The sequence below is a fragment of the Streptococcus sp. Marseille-Q5112 genome (assembly GCF_916700555.1).
Lineage (GTDB): Bacteria > Bacillota > Bacilli > Lactobacillales > Streptococcaceae > Streptococcus > Streptococcus symci.
Genome location: NZ_CAKAKP010000010.1, coordinates 1 through 18,278, shown reverse-complemented (window position 1 = coordinate 18,278; position 18,278 = coordinate 1). Strand labels below are relative to the sequence as shown.

Annotated in this window: 13 protein-coding genes and 2 pseudogenes; 13 read left to right on the top strand and 2 right to left on the bottom strand. The window is 41.2% G+C overall.

What is annotated here, in order from left to right; genetic code table 11:
* Window positions 1-19 precede the first annotated feature (19 nt).
* The gene (locus LG372_RS07400) at window positions 20-325 is read right to left on the bottom strand and encodes a rhodanese-like domain-containing protein (RefSeq protein WP_225742493.1); all 306 of its coding nucleotides are present in this window, start codon (window positions 323-325) and stop codon (window positions 20-22) included.
* Between the two features lie 355 nt (window positions 326-680).
* Between LG372_RS07400 and LG372_RS07395 the strand changes: the two genes are divergently transcribed.
* The 13 genes and pseudogenes from LG372_RS07395 to LG372_RS07335 form a co-directional block, all read left to right on the top strand.
* A complete protein-coding gene (locus LG372_RS07395) occupies window positions 681-2,618 on the top strand; it encodes a site-specific DNA-methyltransferase (RefSeq protein WP_225742492.1) in 1,938 nt (645 codons plus the stop codon).
* Between the two features lie 9 nt (window positions 2,619-2,627).
* The gene (locus tag LG372_RS07390; protein WP_225742491.1) at window positions 2,628-5,528 is read left to right on the top strand and encodes a type III restriction-modification system endonuclease; all 2,901 of its coding nucleotides are present in this window, start codon (window positions 2,628-2,630) and stop codon (window positions 5,526-5,528) included.
* Window positions 5,529-5,730: 202 nt separating this feature from the next.
* Window positions 5,731-6,288: a sugar O-acetyltransferase gene (locus tag LG372_RS07385; protein WP_225742490.1), complete on the top strand. Its 558-nt coding sequence runs from the start codon at window positions 5,731-5,733 to the stop codon at window positions 6,286-6,288.
* Between the two features lie 218 nt (window positions 6,289-6,506).
* Complete coding sequence (locus tag LG372_RS07380; protein ID WP_225742489.1) at window positions 6,507-7,271, top strand: nucleoside phosphorylase; 765 nt, start codon at window positions 6,507-6,509, stop codon at window positions 7,269-7,271.
* Between the two features lie 33 nt (window positions 7,272-7,304).
* Window positions 7,305-8,684, top strand: coding sequence for a TrkH family potassium uptake protein (locus tag LG372_RS07375; protein WP_225742488.1), 1,380 nt, complete (start codon window positions 7,305-7,307; stop codon window positions 8,682-8,684).
* 13 nt (window positions 8,685-8,697) lie between these two features.
* Window positions 8,698-9,363, top strand: a complete 666-nt coding sequence (locus LG372_RS07370; protein WP_225742487.1) for a potassium channel family protein — start codon at window positions 8,698-8,700, stop codon at window positions 9,361-9,363.
* Between the two features lie 124 nt (window positions 9,364-9,487).
* Entirely contained in the window at window positions 9,488-12,049 is a 2,562-nt protein-coding gene (locus tag LG372_RS07365) for an SSURE domain-containing protein (protein WP_225742486.1), read from the top strand.
* Window positions 12,050-12,172: 123 nt separating this feature from the next.
* Entirely contained in the window at window positions 12,173-12,868 is a 696-nt protein-coding gene (locus LG372_RS07360; protein ID WP_049524000.1) for a response regulator transcription factor, read from the top strand.
* Window positions 12,868-13,920: a sensor histidine kinase gene (locus LG372_RS07355; RefSeq protein WP_225742485.1), complete on the top strand. Its 1,053-nt coding sequence runs from the start codon at window positions 12,868-12,870 to the stop codon at window positions 13,918-13,920. The genes LG372_RS07360 and LG372_RS07355 overlap by 1 nt, the downstream gene beginning before the upstream one ends.
* Before the next feature lie 194 nt (window positions 13,921-14,114).
* Window positions 14,115-14,726, top strand: coding sequence for a 30S ribosomal protein S4 (gene rpsD, locus LG372_RS07350; RefSeq protein WP_225742484.1), 612 nt, complete (start codon window positions 14,115-14,117; stop codon window positions 14,724-14,726).
* A gap of 608 nt (window positions 14,727-15,334) precedes the next feature.
* Window positions 15,335-16,141 carry a hypothetical protein gene (locus tag LG372_RS07345; protein WP_225742483.1) on the top strand — a complete coding sequence of 269 codons (807 nt, stop codon included), beginning with the start codon at window positions 15,335-15,337 and terminating at the stop codon, window positions 16,139-16,141.
* 21 nt (window positions 16,142-16,162) lie between these two features.
* Window positions 16,163-17,410 (top strand): toxic anion resistance protein, encoded by a 1,248-nt coding sequence (locus tag LG372_RS07340; RefSeq protein WP_124788416.1) that lies wholly within the window; start codon window positions 16,163-16,165, stop codon window positions 17,408-17,410.
* A gap of 70 nt (window positions 17,411-17,480) precedes the next feature.
* Window positions 17,481-17,867: pseudogene (locus tag LG372_RS07335) on the top strand (N-6 DNA methylase); the annotation flags it as partial.
* A gap of 101 nt (window positions 17,868-17,968) precedes the next feature.
* Here the strand turns inward: LG372_RS07335 and LG372_RS07330 are convergent.
* Window positions 17,969-18,278, bottom strand: a pseudogene (locus LG372_RS07330) (hypothetical protein); the annotation flags it as partial.

The following is an 18,278-nucleotide window of genomic DNA, read 5'->3' as shown; positions in this document are numbered from 1 at the left end:
TGACTTCTCCTTTATGCTTCTAGATGACCTTACCTGTCCAAGCGCTCATACCGCCTCGGACATTGATGACATCATAGCCTTTTTTCTTTAGCTTTTTCGCAGCTAGTTTGCTTCGCACACCAGAATGACAAATGACATAGAGTGTTTCTTTTGTCGCTGGTGTGTAGGAACCAATTTCGGTTAGAGGAACATTTTTTGCATTTTTGATATGGCCTCTAAGGAATTCCATAGGCGTCCGAACATCCAGTAGCTGAATCGGTTTCTTGAGTTTAGCTTCTAACTCGCTGGTAGAAATACTGTCAATTTTTGTAAATAAGTGAAACATAGGCACCTCCAAACATACCCTTATGGGGTATATTAAACCATGAAGTCAAGCTTTTGTCAAGTAAGTTGTTTTGACTTGGGTATATTAGATGTTTTTAGGATTTGATCGCTTAAATTATGATATAATAAAAATATCAAAAGAACTTTGGTTGATACTTAAGAAAACTCTATGAACCGAAGATGCAAGGAGAAATTATGCATAAAAAACCACACACACACACACACACATATATATATATATATATATATATATATAATTTCGCGAACAGCTAAGTTTTTTAATGTTTTATTTATACGTATACCTGTTACTTTTGTGGCAGGCTTTTTGCGTACCATAAGCATGAAGGAGGTGGCTCATGCTTAAGGATATTCGGATGGAAAATCAAGTCATCACATCTAAATCAGCCTTTCTCAAGGAGTTGAAGAGTAAACTTCCAGATTTCTTTGTAGGCGAAAGCTTTGATATGGACAAATTTAAGAGAAGTCTAGCTAAGGAGAGTATTCAAACGGAGTTGTCTTCTGGCTACCAACTAGATTTTGTTGGAAAGAACTATGCAAAAAAACAAACGGGAGAGCTTTCAGAAACGGTGGTTGTTCCTAATATCAAGCATAATGAAGAGATGATTCATCAGAACAGCCGCAATCTCTTTTTTACGGGAGATAATTTGGAAGTTCTACGTCACCTGCAACCTGGTTATGAAAATAGCATCGATGTCATCTATATTGACCCGCCCTATAATACAGGATCGGACGGTTTTGTCTATCCTGATAGCTTTTCTCACAGCGATGAGAAACTCAAAGCTATGTTTGGTCTGGATGAGGAGGGGCTTTCTCGGCTTAAGTCTATTCAGGGCCGTGCTACACACTCAGCTTGGCTAACCTTTATGTACCCAAGACTCTGGCTAGCAAAACGTCTTCTTAAGGATACAGGTGTTATTTTTGTCTCTATCGACGATAATGAGCAAGCTAATCTTAAGTTACTCATGGATGAAATATTTGGAGAAGGGCAGTTTGTGGGAACGATTATTCACCAGAGAGCTAAAGGAGGAGGACAAGCTAAGTATGTTGTAAAAGGACATGATATTGTAAATGTATACTCAAAAAATATTAGTAAAATGAAACCTCTACTGAAGCCTAAAAATATTCAGTCTGAAACAATTACTATTGATGGTGTAGAATATATCAAGAATGACGATATTTATCGTAAAACTTTTGGTAAGTATGAAAAAGGAACGGAGCGACGCCTGTTTTATGAGGAAGCGTTAGAGCTAAAAGGACAAAAATTTAAAGATGAACTCGATCGAAAGATAAATGCAGGTGAGGTTTTTCTTGAGAAACGTAGTGATGGGAATCATATTATGTATAGTTTGACTCCTATTACCGAAGCATTTTCAAAAACATATTCAATTATAAAAGCGTTATCTGAGGAAGGTAGAAATAGGCTAGATGAACTTAATTTAGCGGAAGTATTTTCTTATCCAAAGTCTGTAAATTTGATTAAGTCGTTTATTAATTATCAATTTGATAAATCTGCCACTGTTCTAGACTTTTTCGCCGGTTCTGCAACAACAGCTGATGCAGTTATGCAGTTAAATGCTGAGGACGGAGGAAATCGTCGCTATATCATGGTACAGTTGGATCAACCGACTTTTACGACAAACTCTGATGGAACAGAAATTCCTGCAAAAGGAGCAGAATCTGCCTATAAGGCTGGTTATCGCTATATCGACCAAATTTCTCGTGAACGGATAAAACGTGCGAGTGCTAAAATTCTTGAGAGAAATCCTAGTTTTCCTAACTTTGATGGTGGATTTAAGCATTATCAAGTAGTCAAGCCTGATCAGAAATTGTTGGAAGACTTGGATACGTATGATATTGAGACAGGAACTTTTATGGATGGATCTGGACAAATTAACTTGATCGGCGAAGATTATTTTGACGACATGTTGACACCTTTTTCAGCAGATTATCTGGGAGTTGAGGGGGGAGCTTTAGCTTACGAGACCATTTTGACAACTTGGAAGTTATCAGATGGATATGCAGTTGATAAGAAAGAAAATTATCTTGACCTTGCTGGTTACCCTGCTATCCAACTGGATAATCGTTTATATTTGATTGAACAGGGCTGGACAGAAGAGCAGACAAAAGTATTAGTCAATCTTCTTGGTAGGCGCGAGCTGGAAGTTCAGACTATCATTCTATATGGTTATAGTTTTGAGATGACAGCCCTGCGTGAGCTTGAGTTAGCCTTGTCCAGTCTGGACAAGGTAGTTAAGTTGATAAAGAATTATTAGGAGGTCGTCATGAAACTATTTCTAGAAGAACTGCCCCATCAAGAAGAAGCTTTAAAAGCTATTATGGATGCATTTCCAAAGATTGATGATTGTAGTACGGATCCCGATATCAACTATGTCTATGCTAATCCTCTTCTCTATGGACGCTATGATGAGAAGAAATTTTTAGATGTCAAGATGGAGACAGGAACTGGTAAGACCTATGTATATACCAGACTTCTCTATGAGCTTCACAAGGAGAGAGGACTTTTTAAATTTATTATTGTCGTACCGAGTCCCGCTATCAAAGAGGGAACCAGACATTTTATCCAGTCGGATTATGCTAAACAGCACTTTTCTCAACATTACAGTAACGTTCGTATTGATCTCAATGTCATCAATGCAGGGGACTTTAAAGTGAAAAGTGGTCGCAAAAACTTTCCAGCTCAACTGACAAGTTTTATAGAAGGCTCAAGGCTCAATAGCAATACGATTCAAGTTCTTCTAGTCAATGCAGATATGCTACGATCGTCTTCTATGACGAGTAACAAATACGATCAGACCCTTTTGTCTAACATCACACAGCCCATTGCAGCCCTTGAAAGAACGCGTCCAGTTGTTATTATAGACGAACCGCATCGTTTTCCCACTGACGGCAAAAATTATCAAGCGGTAACCAGTCTCAAGCCTCAAATGATTGTTCGCTTTGGGGCTACATTTCCTGAGGTGAGGGTAAAAAATGGTCGAGTAAGAGATTCAAAGAAACACTATTATCAAGACCAACCAGTCTATAACTTGAATGCTGTCAAGTCCTTTAATCAAGGGCTTGTAAAGGGGATTGATATTGCTTATCCTAAATTGACTAAAGAGGAGAGCCAAAATATATGGAAGGTAGTAGGAGTAAAAGCGAAGGAGTTGACGCTGAAAAAAGGTAATTTGACAAGGACGCTAGCGGTCGGAGATAATCTTGCTGATGTTGATTCTGCTTTTGAGGGGGATGTTTTTTATGCAGGTTCCAAAGTGCTCAGTAATGGATTAGAATTGGCTGATGGGATGATGCTCATGCCTCACACCTTTGCTAACTCTTATCAGGAACTTATGATAGAAGATGCTATTGATAAGCACTTTATAAAGGAATGGGAACTTTTTAGTCGTCCGAATAATCAACCTAAAATTAAGGCTCTAACCCTTTTTTTCATTGACTCTATTGCCTCTTATCGAAAGAAGGATGGCTGGTTGCGTTTGACTTTTGAGCGTCTGCTTTTGGCAAAATTGCAAAGCAGGATAGCAGACATGGAAAAAATGTCAGATGCTATCAGTAAAGATTATTTAGGCTACCTTAAAGCAAGTCTATGTGACTTGCAGGCTGATACTCAGTCCATTCATGCAGGCTATTTCGGAGAAGATCGTGGTTCAAGTGCCGATGATATCCAAGCAGAAGTTGATGATATTCTTCATAATAAAACCAAGCTATTGTCTTTTAAAGATGGTGAAGGGAATTGGCTAACTAGACGCTTCCTCTTTTCAAAGTGGACGCTTCGTGAAGGATGGGATAACCCTAATGTTTTTGTTATTTGCAAACTTCGCACTTCCGGATCTGAAAATTCGAAGATTCAAGAAGTAGGTCGAGGACTTCGTCTTCCAGTTGATGAGAAGGGACGCCGTGTCACACAAGACGAATTTGTCTCTCGGTTGGATTTCCTCATTGGATATGATGAGAGAGATTTTGCCCAAAAATTAATTGGAGAAATCAACAACGACGCTCCAATTGAATTTAATAGAGAAAGATTAGATGAGCAAACGATTCGGTTGATTCTTAGCCATTATTCGGATTTGACGGAGAATGCCCTCAAAAATCAGTTGGGACAGAATGGAATTATTGATTTTTCTATGACTTATCAAGAGGGAGGATGGGAGAAATTATGCCAGTTGTATCCTATCCTGATAGAACAGCAACTGAGAGGCGATAAGGTTCGTAATAGTAATGAGACAAGGCCTGTTACGCATGTTAAATTAAATCAAGACAACTGGAAACAGGTGAAAGAACTTTGGAGAGATTTTTCGAAGCGACGTATGATAGTTTTTGATGATGGAGCTGTTGATATATCACAACTTATGGATCAGATATTTTTAGATGAGACGTACTATGTTGTTGAATATTTTGGTATGATAAGGGAAAGTCTGGTAGCAGAGGATAGTGAAGTTACTAGTTCAACGGAGACAGCTAGTTATAGCCATGCGCGAGCTGGTATGGCGTATGGAGACTTCCTCAAAAAGCTGGTACAGGAAACGAATTTACCTATTACAGCATTACATAGGCGGCTCTTAAAAGTATTGAAAAAAATTAGAAATGATAATATTCTAAATAATGAGACCTTGAAAAATTTGGTTAAAGCCTTTAAATGTGCTTTTGAGAAGAGTTATAGCACAGCTTATCGCTATGAAAGTTTGGATTTTCAAGCTATTACAACACTTTATGATGCTACAACGGATAGTTTTGTAAATGAAATTATTATTGGAAATTTAGGTACAAAAGAGTTGAATGAGGTTGGGAGGGAAGAACGATATCTTTACGACCGTCCACCCGTTTACTATGATAGTGAGAATCCAGAGAAAAAACTTCTTCAGCATCACTATGATAAGACAGTAACAGTATTCGGAAAACTTCCTAAATCTGCTATTCGTATTCCAAAATATACGGGTGGAACAACTAGTCCTGATTTTGTTTTTGTAATTGAAGGTGCTCAAAATAAGATTATTTATCTTTTTGTAGAAACTAAGACAGATAATATGCGAGACAGTGATAAATTAGCTATTGCTATTCAAGATTATTTCTTTAATTCCTTGGAGAATCACAATATTGTTTATCAGGTGGCAACAGATGAAGAGCAAGTTTATCAGAAATTGCGAGAACTTGGCATGAAGCACTAATCTTGATTATGATTTTGATGTTCTACAGCATCATGTAAACAATGGATTGTGATTGATATAGACAAAACGAACGATTTCTATTCTCAAAAATATTTAAGCGAGCGTTGCTAGTGCCATGGGTAAGATATGTTGATCAGGCTATTCTTGACCTTTCAAAGGCTTTTTGATATGATGGGCTCCAAAGTAAGTATGAGGTGATACTATGACCAGTGAATACCAGAAAATGATAACAGGAGAGGTTTACCGTCCATCGGACCCAGAATTGCGGGCCTTGGCTCAGGCTTCTCGCCAAAAACAATCTGCCTTTAACAAGGAAGAAGATCCCTTGAAGGGAGTCGAAATCATCAAGACTTGGTTCGGCTCGACTGGACAAAATATCTTTGTCAATCCACGACTGGTAGTCGATTATGGAGTCAATATCCATCTAGGGGAAAATTTTTATTCTAATTGGAACTTGACCATGCTGGATGTTTGTCCGATTCGCATCGGGGACAATGCTATGATTGGTCCCAACTGTCAGTTCTTGACTCCCCTCCATCCTTTGGACCCGCAGGAACGTAATTCAGGTGTGGAATACGGCAAGCCTATTACTATCGGAGACAATTTCTGGGCTGGAGGTGGTGTTATTGTCCTTCCTGGAGTGACACTGGGCAATAACGTAGTGGCAGGAGCAGGGGCCGTGATTACCAAATCTTTTGGTGATAATGTTGTCCTAGCTGGCAATCCCGCGCGCGTGATTAAGGAAATACCTGTGAAATAGAAGTAAAAAGGAACAGCGGAGGTTGTTTCTTTCTTTGTAGGTTTCATCATCTTTGACTAAGCCCACATTTACCTACTCTATATTTTATAAAGTCTGCTTCATTGATTAATTTAAAAGCATCTCGTAAGTGGGATACTTTTTCTCCTCAGTTCATCAGCTTCCTCCTTGACACTCTGTCAGCTTTTGATACAATAGTACAAAATCAGAGGAGGTAGGTTATGATTCAAAAACATGCGATTCCCATTTTAGAGTTTGATGATAATCCTCAGGCGGTTATCATGCCCAATCATGAGGGGTTGGATTTACAGTTGCCAAAGAAGTGTGTCTATGCTTTTTTAGGTGAGGAGATTGACTGCTATGCGAGGGAAGTAGGGGCGGATTGTGTCGGCGAATTCGTTTCAGCCACCAAGACCTATCCAGTCTATGTCGTGAACTACAAGGGCGAGAAGATCTGTCTGGCTCAGGCTCCTGTTGGTTCAGCTCCAGCAGCCCAGTTTATGGATTGGTTGATTGGATATGGTGTGGAGCAGATTATTTCCACTGGAACCTGTGGTGTGCTGGCTGATATAGAAGAAAATGCCTTTCTAGTCCCTATTCGGGCTCTGCGAGATGAAGGAGCTAGTTATCATTATGTGGCACCTTCTCGTTATATGGAAATTCAGCCAGAGGCTATTGCTGCTATTGAGCGAGTTTTGGATGATAGAGAGATTCCTTATGAAGAAGTCATGACCTGGACGACAGACGGTTTTTACCGAGAAACGGCTGAAAAGGTTGCCTATCGCAAGGAAGAAGGCTGTGCTGTTGTAGAGATGGAGTGTTCTGTGCTTGCGGCAGTAGCCCAGCTACGTGGGATTCTCTGGGGAGAATTGTTGTTCACAGCTGATTCCTTAGCAGACTTGGACCAGTACGATAGTCGTGACTGGGGTTCAGAAGCTTTCGATAAGGCCTTGGAACTCTGTCTTGAGATAGCCTTTCAGATATAGCTACTCTCCTACTTTTTATGGTACAATGGATGTATGTTATTCAAATTATTTGTGAAAAAAATTGAGAGAGCCTTGGGCGGACTTTCGCCAGCTCGTCGGATTTTTTTAAGTTTCGCTGGAGTTATTTTTATAGGTTCTCTCCTTTTGAGTCTGCCTTTTGTCCAGGCAAGCGGTTCGCAGGCCACTTATTTTGACCATCTCTTTACGACGGTGTCCATGGTCTGTGTGACTGGTCTTTTTACGCAACCGGTGGCTACTACCTATAATGTTTGGGGACAGTTGATTTGTATGCTCTTGATACAGATTGGTGGTCTGGGGCTCATGACCTTTATCGGGGTCTTTTATATTCAGGGGAAGCAAAAGCTCAGTCTTCGCAGTCGTGAAACCATTCAGGAGAGCTTTAGTTACGGGGAAACTCGGTCGCTGAAGGCCTTTATGCGGTCCATCTTTTTGACGACTTTTCTGGTGGAGGGATTGGGTGCCTTCCTGCTAAGTTTCCGTTTTGTTCCTGAGTTTGGCTGGGGAAGGGGAATTTTTACCTCTATCTTTTTAGCTATTTCCGCCTTTTGTAATGCTGGTTTTGATAATTTCGGCAGTAGCAGTTTAGTGGCTTTTCAGACGGATCCTTTAATCAATCTGGTCATTGCTGGCTTGATTATCACGGGTGGTCTGGGTTTTATGGTCTGGTTTGACTTGGCAACCCAGCTAGGTAAGAAGAAAAAACGCCGTCTGCGTTTCCACACCAAGCTGGTTCTCTTCTTGACTGCAGGGATTTTGCTGTTTGGGACAGGAGCCACACTCTTTACAGAGTGGCACAATCCAGGAACGATTGGCAATCTCAGTGTTCCAGAGAAAGTGTTGGTCAGCTTTTTCCAAACCGTCAGCATGAGAACAGCTGGTTTTGCCTCTATTGACTACACCCAAGCTCGGCCTGTGACCTTGTTTATCTATATCTTACAGATGTTTCTGGGTGGAGCGCCTGGAGGAACGGCTGGGGGGCTCAAGATTACGACTTTCTTTGTCTTATTGGTCTTTGCGCGTAGTGAATTGCTGGGTTTACCTCATGCCAATGTTGCGCAGAGAACTATTGAGGTTCGAACAGTCCAAAAATCCTTTAGTGTCTTCATTATCTTTTTGATGACCTTCTTGTTGGGCTTGATGTTGCTGGGAATTACGGCAGAAGGAACACCGCGATTTATCTACCTCATGTTTGAGACCATTTCAGCTCTGGCGACAGTTGGGGTAACGGCAAATCTGACACCAGAATTGGGCAAGTTAGCCCTCAGTATTGTCATGTTGCTCATGTTTATTGGCCGTATCGGTCCCTTGACCTTGCTGGTTAGTCTAGCGGATTACCAGCCTGATAAGAAAGATTTGATTCAGTATATGAAAGCAGATATAAGTATTGGATAAGAAAGGAAGAACGATGTCAGATCGTACGATTGGAATTTTAGGCTTGGGGATTTTTGGGAGTAGTGTCCTGACGGCTCTAGCCAAGCAAAATATGAATATTATTGCCATTGATGACCACGCTGAGCACATCAATCAATTTGAGCCTGTTTTGGCGCGTGGAGTTGTGGGCGATATTACAGACGAGGAACTCCTCAGAACCGCAGGAATTGATACCTGTGATACGGTTGTGGTAGCGACAGGGGAAAATCTGGAGTCGAGTGTGCTTGCAGTTATGCATTGTAAGAGTCTAGGGGTACCAAGGGTTATTGCCAAGGTCAAAAGCCAGACAGCCAAGAAGGTACTGGAAAAAATCGGTGCCGACTCGGTAATCTCGCCTGAGTATGAAATGGGGCAGTCCCTAGCACAGACCATTCTCTTTCATAACAATGTTGATGTCTTTCAGCTGGATAAAAATGTGTCTATCGTGGAGATGAAAATTCCTAGTGTTTGGGCTGGTCAAAGCCTGAGCCAGCTGAATCTACGTGGCAAATACAACCTCAATGTCCTAGGATTTCGTGAGCAAGAAAATTCACAACTGGATGTCCAGTTTGGTCCCAATGATCTCTTGAAGTCAGATGCCTATATCTTGGCAGTCATTAACAACCAGTATCTAGACGACTTGGCAGAATTGAATTCGTAAAAAAATTAATATAAGTATTTTATAAGAGGGATTTAAGAAAAATTTTAACTTTTTCTTAATCCTTTTTAATTTTAGGAGATTATACTAGAGTCATCAAATAAAGAAAAACTCTAAGGAGAATCCTATGAAATTCAATCCAAATCAAAGATATACTCGTTGGTCTATTCGCCGTCTCAGTGTCGGTGTTGCCTCAGTTGTTGTGGCCAGTGGCTTCTTTGTCCTAGTTGGGCAACCAAGTTCTGTACGTGCTGATGTTGTCAATCCGACCCCTGCCCAAGTCGTGCCAGACGCTGCTTCGGTGAGTGCAAAGAGCGACTTACCAGCAGAACTTCTCAAAGAAGCAGTCGATACAGCTCTTCCTTCAGAAAAGGCAGACTCAGCACCTAAAGCAAGCTTGGATACTACAAACTCTCCAGAGAAAGCGGATGTGGCTGCTAAAGATCAAGTAGTAGCACCAAAAGACGAAGTGCAAGCAAAACCTGAATCTAAGAAAGAAACAGAAGATGCGGTTAAACCTGCTACAAATCCTGCTCCTGCAGTTACTGGACAAGACCGTGAAGCAAATGAAGCTCAACCAGCAACTACACCAGCTGAAGTGCAAAAAGGTGTGGCTGACAATACTAAAGACACAGTAGACGTTCCAGCCACTTACCTGGACAAGGCCAATTTCCCTGGTCCATTCACAGCAGGTGTTAACCAAGTTATTCCATACGAATTCTTCGCTGGAGACGGTATGTTAACTCGTTTGATTTTGAAAGCATCAGATAAGGCTCCATGGTCTGACAATGGTTCAGCTAAAAATCCTGCTCTTCCACCAGTAGAAAAATTGGGCAAAGGCCTTTACTTCTATGAAGTGGACTTGGCCGGTACTCAAGGCAAATCAGATAAAGACCTTCTTGACCTCTTGAAACAAAACGGCACTCAAAGCTATAAAGCAACTATCAAAGTGTACGGTGCTAAAGACGGCAAGGCAGATTTGAGCAATCTCGTAGCGACTAAAGATTTGAATGTCAATTTGAATGGCTTGACCACTCCAGCTGAAGTGCAAAAAGGTGTGGCCGACAACACTAAAGACACAGTGGATGTTCCAGCTACTTACCTAGACAAAGCTAATTTTCCAGGCCCATTCACAGCAGGTGTTAACCAAGTTATTCCATACGAACTTTTCGCTGGTGATGGTATGTTGACTCGTCTTATCTTGAAAGCATCCGACAAGGCTCCATGGTCAGATAACGGTTCAGCTAAAAACCCCGCTCTTCCACCAGTAGAAAAATTGGGCAAAGGCCTTTACTTCTATGAAGTAGACTTGGCAGGTACCCAAGGTAAATCAGACAAAGAATTGCTTGACCTCTTGAAACAAAACGGTACTCAAAGTTATAAAGCTACCATCAAAGTTTACGGTGCTAAAGACGGTAAGGCTGATTTGACTAACCTTGTAGCGACTAAGGATTTGGATGTCAACTTGAATGGCTTGACTACCCCAGCTGAAGTGCAAAAAGGTGTGGCTGATAATACGAAAGATACAGTGGATGTTCCGGCATCTTACTTGGATAAAGCTAACTTCCCTGGTCCATTCACAGCCGGTGTTAACCAAGTTATTCCATATGAATTCTTCGCTGGTGACGGTATGTTGACTCGTCTTATTTTGAAAGCTTCTGACAAGGCTCCATGGTCAGACAACGGTTCAGCTAAAAACCCAGCTCTCCCAGCAGTAAAAAAATTGGGCAAAGGTCTTTACTTCTATGAAGTGGATTTGGCTGGCACTCAAGGCAAATCAGACAAAGATTTGTTAGACTTGTTGAAACAAAATGGCACTCAAAGTTACAAAGCAACTATCAAAGTGTACGGTGCCAAAGACGGCAAGGCTGATTTGACTAATCTCGTAGCGACTAAAGAATTGACAGTGAACTTGAATGGCTTGACTACTCCAGCTGAAGTGCAAAAAGGCGTGGCTGACAATACTAAAGACACAGTAGATGTTCCGGCTACTTACTTGGACAAAGCTAATTTCCCAGGTCCATTCACAGCCGGTGTTAACCAAGTTATTCCATACGAATTCTTCGCCGGTGACGGTATGTTGACTCGCCTTATCTTGAAAGCCTCTGACAAGGCTCCATGGTCAGACAATGGTTCAGCTAAAAATCCAGCTCTTCCACCAGTAGAAAAATTGGGCAAAGGTCTTTACTTCTATGAAGTGGATTTGGCTGGCACTCAAGGTAAATCTGACAAAGAGCTTCTTGACCTTTTGAAACAAAACGGCACTCAAAGCTATAAAGCTACCATCAAAGTGTACGGTGCTAAAGATGGCAAGGCTGATTTGACTAACCTTGTAGCGACTAAAGAATTGACAGTGAACTTGAATGGGTATAAGTCCCTCAATGATATGAAATCTAAAATGTCAGCTGCTAGCCAGGATAAGATGATGCCTAACAAAGAGCAGGACAAAACCATGAATGCTAGCCAGCCTATGGTAACCTCAAGCAAAATGCCTGATGAAGGCAAGGTGGTATCCAATAATAAGGTGTCAAGTCCAATGATGGCTACTCAAATGAAAGACCAAAAAGCCATGCTTCCATATACTGGTGAAGCCCAAACATCAATGGCTACTATTGGATTCTTTGGATTAGCTTTGGCCGGCCTGCTAGGTGGACTCGGTTTGAAAGCTAAAAAAGAGGAAAATGACTAGTCTAGTTACAGACTTTCTATCTAGGATTTGAAAAATCCAGATATCGTTTAGAATGTTCGTAAAGAGATAAAAATAGTGTTATACTATTGTGGTATAGCACTGTTTTTTTCAAAGGAGAGACAGATGGGAAAGACAATTTTACTCGTTGACGACGAGGTAGAAATCACAGATATTCATCAACGTTATCTGGTTCAGGCAGGATATCAGGTTTTGGTGGCCCATGATGGAGTAGAGGCTTTAGAAATCTTCAAGCGAAAACCAATTGATTTGATTATTACAGATATCATGATGCCTCGGATGGATGGTTATGATTTGATTAGTGAGGTTCAGTATCAATCTCCGGATCAGCCTTTTCTCTTTATCACGGCTAAAACTAGCGAGCAGGACAAGATTTATGGACTGAGCTTAGGGGCAGATGACTTTATTGCCAAGCCCTTTAGCCCTCGTGAGCTGGTTTTGCGTGTCCACAATATCTTGCGTCGCCTTCATCGTGGAGGTGAGACAGAAGTCGTCAGTCTCGGGGATTTACGGATGAATCACGGTAGCCATGAGGTTCAAGTCGGAGATGTAGCGCTTGATTTGACAGTCAAATCCTTCGAACTTCTATGGCTTCTAGTCAGCAATCCAGAGCGGGTTTTCTCTAAGACAGACCTCTATGAAAAGGTCTGGCAAGAAGACTATGTGGATGATACTAATACCTTGAATGTTCATATTCATGCTCTTCGACAGGAGTTGGCTAAACATGCCAGTGCAGAAACACCGACCATCAAAACCGTCTGGGGTTTGGGCTACAAAATTGAGAAAGCGCGAGGTAGTTAATGAAATTAAAAAGTTATATTTTAGTGGGGTATGTCATTTCAACACTCCTAACGATTATCGTGGTTTTTTGGGCTGTTCAAAAAATGCTGATTGAGAAAAGCGAGATTTACTTTCTGCTTGGAATGACCATCGTTGCCAGCCTTGTCGGTGCTGGGATTAGTCTCTTTCTCTTATCGCCGGTCTTTACGTCGTTGGGCAAACTCAAGGAACATGCCAAGCGGGTAGCGGACAAGGATTTTCCTTCAAATCTGGAGGTTCAAGGCCCTGTAGAATTTCAACAATTAGGCCAAGCTTTCAATGAAATGTCCCATGATTTGCAGGCGACCTTTGATTCCTTGGAAGAAAGCGAACGAGAAAAGGGCTTGATGATTGCTCAACTTTCGCATGATATCAAGACCCCCATCACTTCGATTCAAGCGACGGTAGAAGGGATTTTGGATGGGGTTATCAAAGAAGGAGAACAGGACCATTATCTAGCAACCATTGGGCGTCAGACGGAAAGACTCAATAAATTGGTTGAAGAGTTGAATTTTTTGACCCTAAATACAGCTAGAAATCAGGTCGAAACGACCAGCAAAGATAGCATTTTTCTGGACCAGCTCTTGATTGAGTGCATGAGTGAATTTCAGTTCTTGATTGAGCAGGAAGAGCGAGATGTTCATTTGGAGGTAATCCCAGAGTCTGCCCGGATTGAGGGAGATTATGCTAAACTTTCTCGTATCTTGGTGAATCTGGTCAATAACGCTTTTAAATACTCAGCTCCAGGAACCAAGCTGGAAGTGGTAGCTAAGCTGGAAAATAACCAGCTTTCAATCAGTGTGACCGATGAAGGGCAGGGCATTGCCCCAGAGGATTTGGAGAATATTTTCAAACGACTTTATCGTGTAGAAACTTCGCGTAACATGAAAACAGGTGGTCATGGCTTGGGTCTTGCGATTGCGCGTGAATTGGCCCATCAATTGGGTGGGGAAATCACAGTCAGCAGTCAGTACGGCCTAGGAAGTACCTTTACCCTCCTTCTTAACCTCTCTGGCAATGAAAATAAAGCTTAAAACCCCTTTACAAATCTAGCCATTCATGGTAAAATGGATTTTGTGTGAAATATCAGCAGGAAAGCATGAAGCTCGTCAACAGGTGTCTTATGATAAGTAACCTTGGCTGTTTAGGCGAAGGGCATCTGCACGAATCAGGGCTTTCTAAGTGACTATTTCCACCGAAATATTATTTATATCAGGAGGACATTCACATGTCACGTTATACAGGACCATCTTGGAAACAAGCTCGTCGCCTTGGCCTTTCACTTACAGGTACAGGTAAAGAATTGGCACGTCGTAACTACGTACCAGGACAACACGGACCAAACAACCGTTCTAAATTGTCAGAATACGGTTTGCAATTGGCTGAAAAACAAAAACTTCGTTTCACTTACGGTGTAGGTGAAAAACAATTCCGTAACTTGTTCGTACAAGCTACAAAAATCAAAGGCGGAATCCTAGGTTTCAACTTCATGCTTCTTTTGGAACGTCGTTTGGATAACGTTGTTTACCGTCTTGGTCTTGCGACTACTCGTCGTCAAGCTCGTCAATTCGTAAACCACGGTCACATCCTTGTTGACGGAAAACGCGTTGATATCCCATCATACCGCGTAACTCCAGGTCAAGTGATTTCAGTTCGTGAAAAATCATTGAAAGTTTCAGCTATCCTTGAAGCAGTAGAAGCTACTCTTGGACGCCCAGCATTCGTATCATTCGACGCTGAAAAATTGGAAGGTTCATTGACTCGCTTGCCAGAACGCGACGAAATCAACCCAGAAATCAACGAAGCACTTGTCGTTGAATTCTACAACAAAATGCTTTAATTTTAAGATATATCTTACAGAAAGCCTACAACAGTGGGCTTTTTGCTTTGTCTTAAAAGCTTGATTTCTGAGTTTGTATAGAGATTTGCCAGTAAGGTTATTTGTGTATCTAAGTCTATCTATTCCAAGAATGACGCGATGTTGATGATATAAATCTGGTGTGATATAATATTTTGGCCCCCTCACTTTAAGGAAGGTGTTACATATGTTAGAAACTTTACTCACAGTGTTTCTAGCTCCGTTACTTATTAACGTGTTATCTGAGCTTTTCAAGTTATGGCTTAAGAAACGTAAAAAGTAATGGTTAACCCTTTTAGAGGGTAGCAAAAAACCCCATCGGTGGTACGGTGGGGCTTTTTTAGTTACATATGCTGTAACTTTACTCACATTGTAAGTTCATTCTAACACAACTCCCCCGATATTTCAAGCTTTTGTTTTGATATTCCCCAGAGTGTGTTTGTGGTTTGAGTCAGCTTCACTGAAATTAGCCCATGCGCTACCAAGTTCCATTCTACAGCAAAGAAATCAACTCTTTTCTAGGGGATTTCCGCCCTCATTTTTGTCTTTTGTGCTAAAATAGACTTATAAATTGAAAATAAGGAATGTTTATGAAATCAGGTAATGGTTTTTGGAAAGGCTGTCTCTATTTTTGGGGCTTCTTGTTCTTACTGGGCCTTTTGGTCCAATATGCTCTTCCGCTTGCGGCTTGTGTCCTGCTAGGCTATGGTGGTTATCGTCTTTACAAACGCTTACGCTATCCTCTTTTGCAGGATCGTTCTCTAGATGATCGGATTGAGCTTTTAAAAGCTCGGATTCGTCAGGCGGACAAGGATATTCAGCAATTAGAGGAAACTTTAGTAGAAAAAGGCTCGGATTCATATAAAAGTCTGGCCAATCAAGTATTAATCGAACTGCGAGAAATCCATCAGGAGGCGGATCGTCTCAAGTCCTATATCGATGATGATGTCTATAATCGTATTGATAAAAAGGTTCGTACAGTACGGGCAACTATCGATGTTCAGCTAGAACGTTTGGATAGAGAAAGTCAGGTAGATATTGAAAATGCGGAGCCAGAGGAATTAGCTCCAGAATTATCCCAGACCTTGGCCAATATTGCTATTGACCATCAGGCCATTTTAGACAAGATTGCTACCTCTGCTGATGGTGATAAGGAAGAATTGACGGCCATTCATAGTTTGAAGATGGAGAAATTCCAAACAATTTTAGAAGGCTATTTAAAGATTAAGGCCAATCCTAAAAACTATAATCGGGCAGAAGAACGCTTAGAGCAAGCTAAAGCAGCTATCGAACAATTTGACCTTGAGCTAGACCAAGTCTTGAGAGAACTCAATGAAACAGATATGCGTGATTTTGATATCAGTTTGCGTATCCTAGAAAAAGATCGTAAAGAATAGGTTAGAAACAAAGGAGTAACCATGACAGAATTTAATTTTGATATTGACCAGATTGCTAATAATACGGTAGCTAAGGTGGATAAAACAACCCAAATCATCGAGACCAATACTGGCTCAGACAAGACCTTGACCTTCCTTGAAAAGTTGAGCCCTGAGCAGCAAGAAGGAATCAAGGCGCACGTGCCCCAGTTAGTAGACCAGTTTGTCACAAATCAAAATGCTCTTTTAGACTTTGGACAATCTGCTGTAGAAGGTGTGAACAATACAGTCAATCGTATCTTGTCAGAACAAAAGAAACTGCAAATTCCCCAAGTGGATGATTTACTCAAGAATACCAACCGTGAGTTGCAAGGCTTTGTAGTCAAATACAAGAACGCTGAAATTGCTGAGTTAGAAGAAAAGCCAAACTTTTTGCAACGATTGTTTAACAAGAGCAAGAATACCCTACAGGAATTTTACTTTGACTCAAAAACAGTTGAGCAAAAGCTCGATGGTATGGCGGCTGCAGTGGTCAAGCAAGAAGATGTCTTAGCTCGAAATATCGTCTCTGCTGAGATGTTGATTGAGGACAATACCAAATCCATTGAAAATCTAGTGGGAGTGATTTCCTTTATCGAAGCCAGCCAGACAGAAGCTGGCAATCGCGCTGCAGAACTGAAGGCTCAAGTTGACCAACTCGATACAAGTACGGTAGAATACCAAACCAAGTCACAAGAATTGGCCCGCATGGCTGAAGTGGTCAATACCCTTGAACAACAACATACTGAGTATGTCAGCCGTCTCTATGTTGCCTGGGCAACAACACCTCAGATGCGGAATCTTGTGAAGGTATCATCTGATATGCGCCAAAAATTGGGCATGCTTCGTCGCAATACGATTCCGACAATGAAGCTTTCCATTGCCCAACTGGGTATTTTGCAACAATCCATGAAATCAGGTGTCGTGGCAGATGCCATTGTCAATGCCAATAATGCTGCCCTTCAGATGCTAGCTGAAACCAGCAAGGAAGTGATTCCGCAGATGGAACGAATTGCCCAAAGCCCGACAGTCGCTGTCGAATCGGTTACCAAATTGGCTGAAAGTCTGGTTGCTCAAAACCAAGGTATCGTCGCAGCTATTGAATTGGGACGCCAGAAACGTGCCCAACTAGAAACAACCATCGTCAAGTCCGCAGAAATGATCAACGATTCTGTCAAGCTGCGTGATGAGAAAATTGTCCAAGCCCTTCTAGACCAAGGCAAGGCCGCCCAGAAAGAAGTACAAGAATAATACACAAGTCCCCTGTAATGTAGATTTGCAGGGGATTTTGCTTGTTTTAGTAGAAGTTTGAAGGTCAGGGAATTATTGCTACAAGGATGTCTTCTTTATCGATGCCTCAAAAGAGTTTGAAAAAGGGAAAAATCAAAACAATATGACCGAAGACCATATTGCCAAGATTTTGGAGACTTATCAAAAACGCGAGAATATCGAGAAGTTTGCCCATCTAGCCAGCTTTGAAGAGATTGTCGAAAATGACTACAACCTCAACATTCCGCGCTATGTCGATACCTTTGAGGAAGAACCCGTAGTTCCCCTCGCCGACCTCGCCGACCAGCTCGCAGAGATTGATAAAGAGATTGGTCAAGTAGAAGCCAGACTCGCACACATGCGCAGCCAGCTAGTAGGCACAACACCAGAAGCACAAGCAGAATTAACCACCTATCTCGAAAAGTTGAAAGAGATTTAGAGACTTATGAGAATACTCTGCTAAAAATTTAGAAAAATAAAAATGACAGTAGAAAATCTATTGTCATTTTTTGTTATTGATAACTTCAATAAAAGTCATCTTTAAAAATTTAAAAGTTTATTTCTTTCTTCAATATCATTTTTAATACATTCTTCAAGCACCTTGGGATCAACATAGATCACATTCCCAATCATTTTTGCAGGAATATTCATAGACAGTACTTGTAAAGAATATTTTTTAACAAGTGGTTCAAGTTTTGAGCCGTTTATATTGTTGTTAATGGCAGGGAAAATGATATCTTCCCATGAAAATATGTAGTTATAGATTGTCTTGTTAAATCCAAGCTCTCTGACCTTAACCATATCATGTATGCGAATAAGTTTTACTAGTATATTAATACCATCAATATTC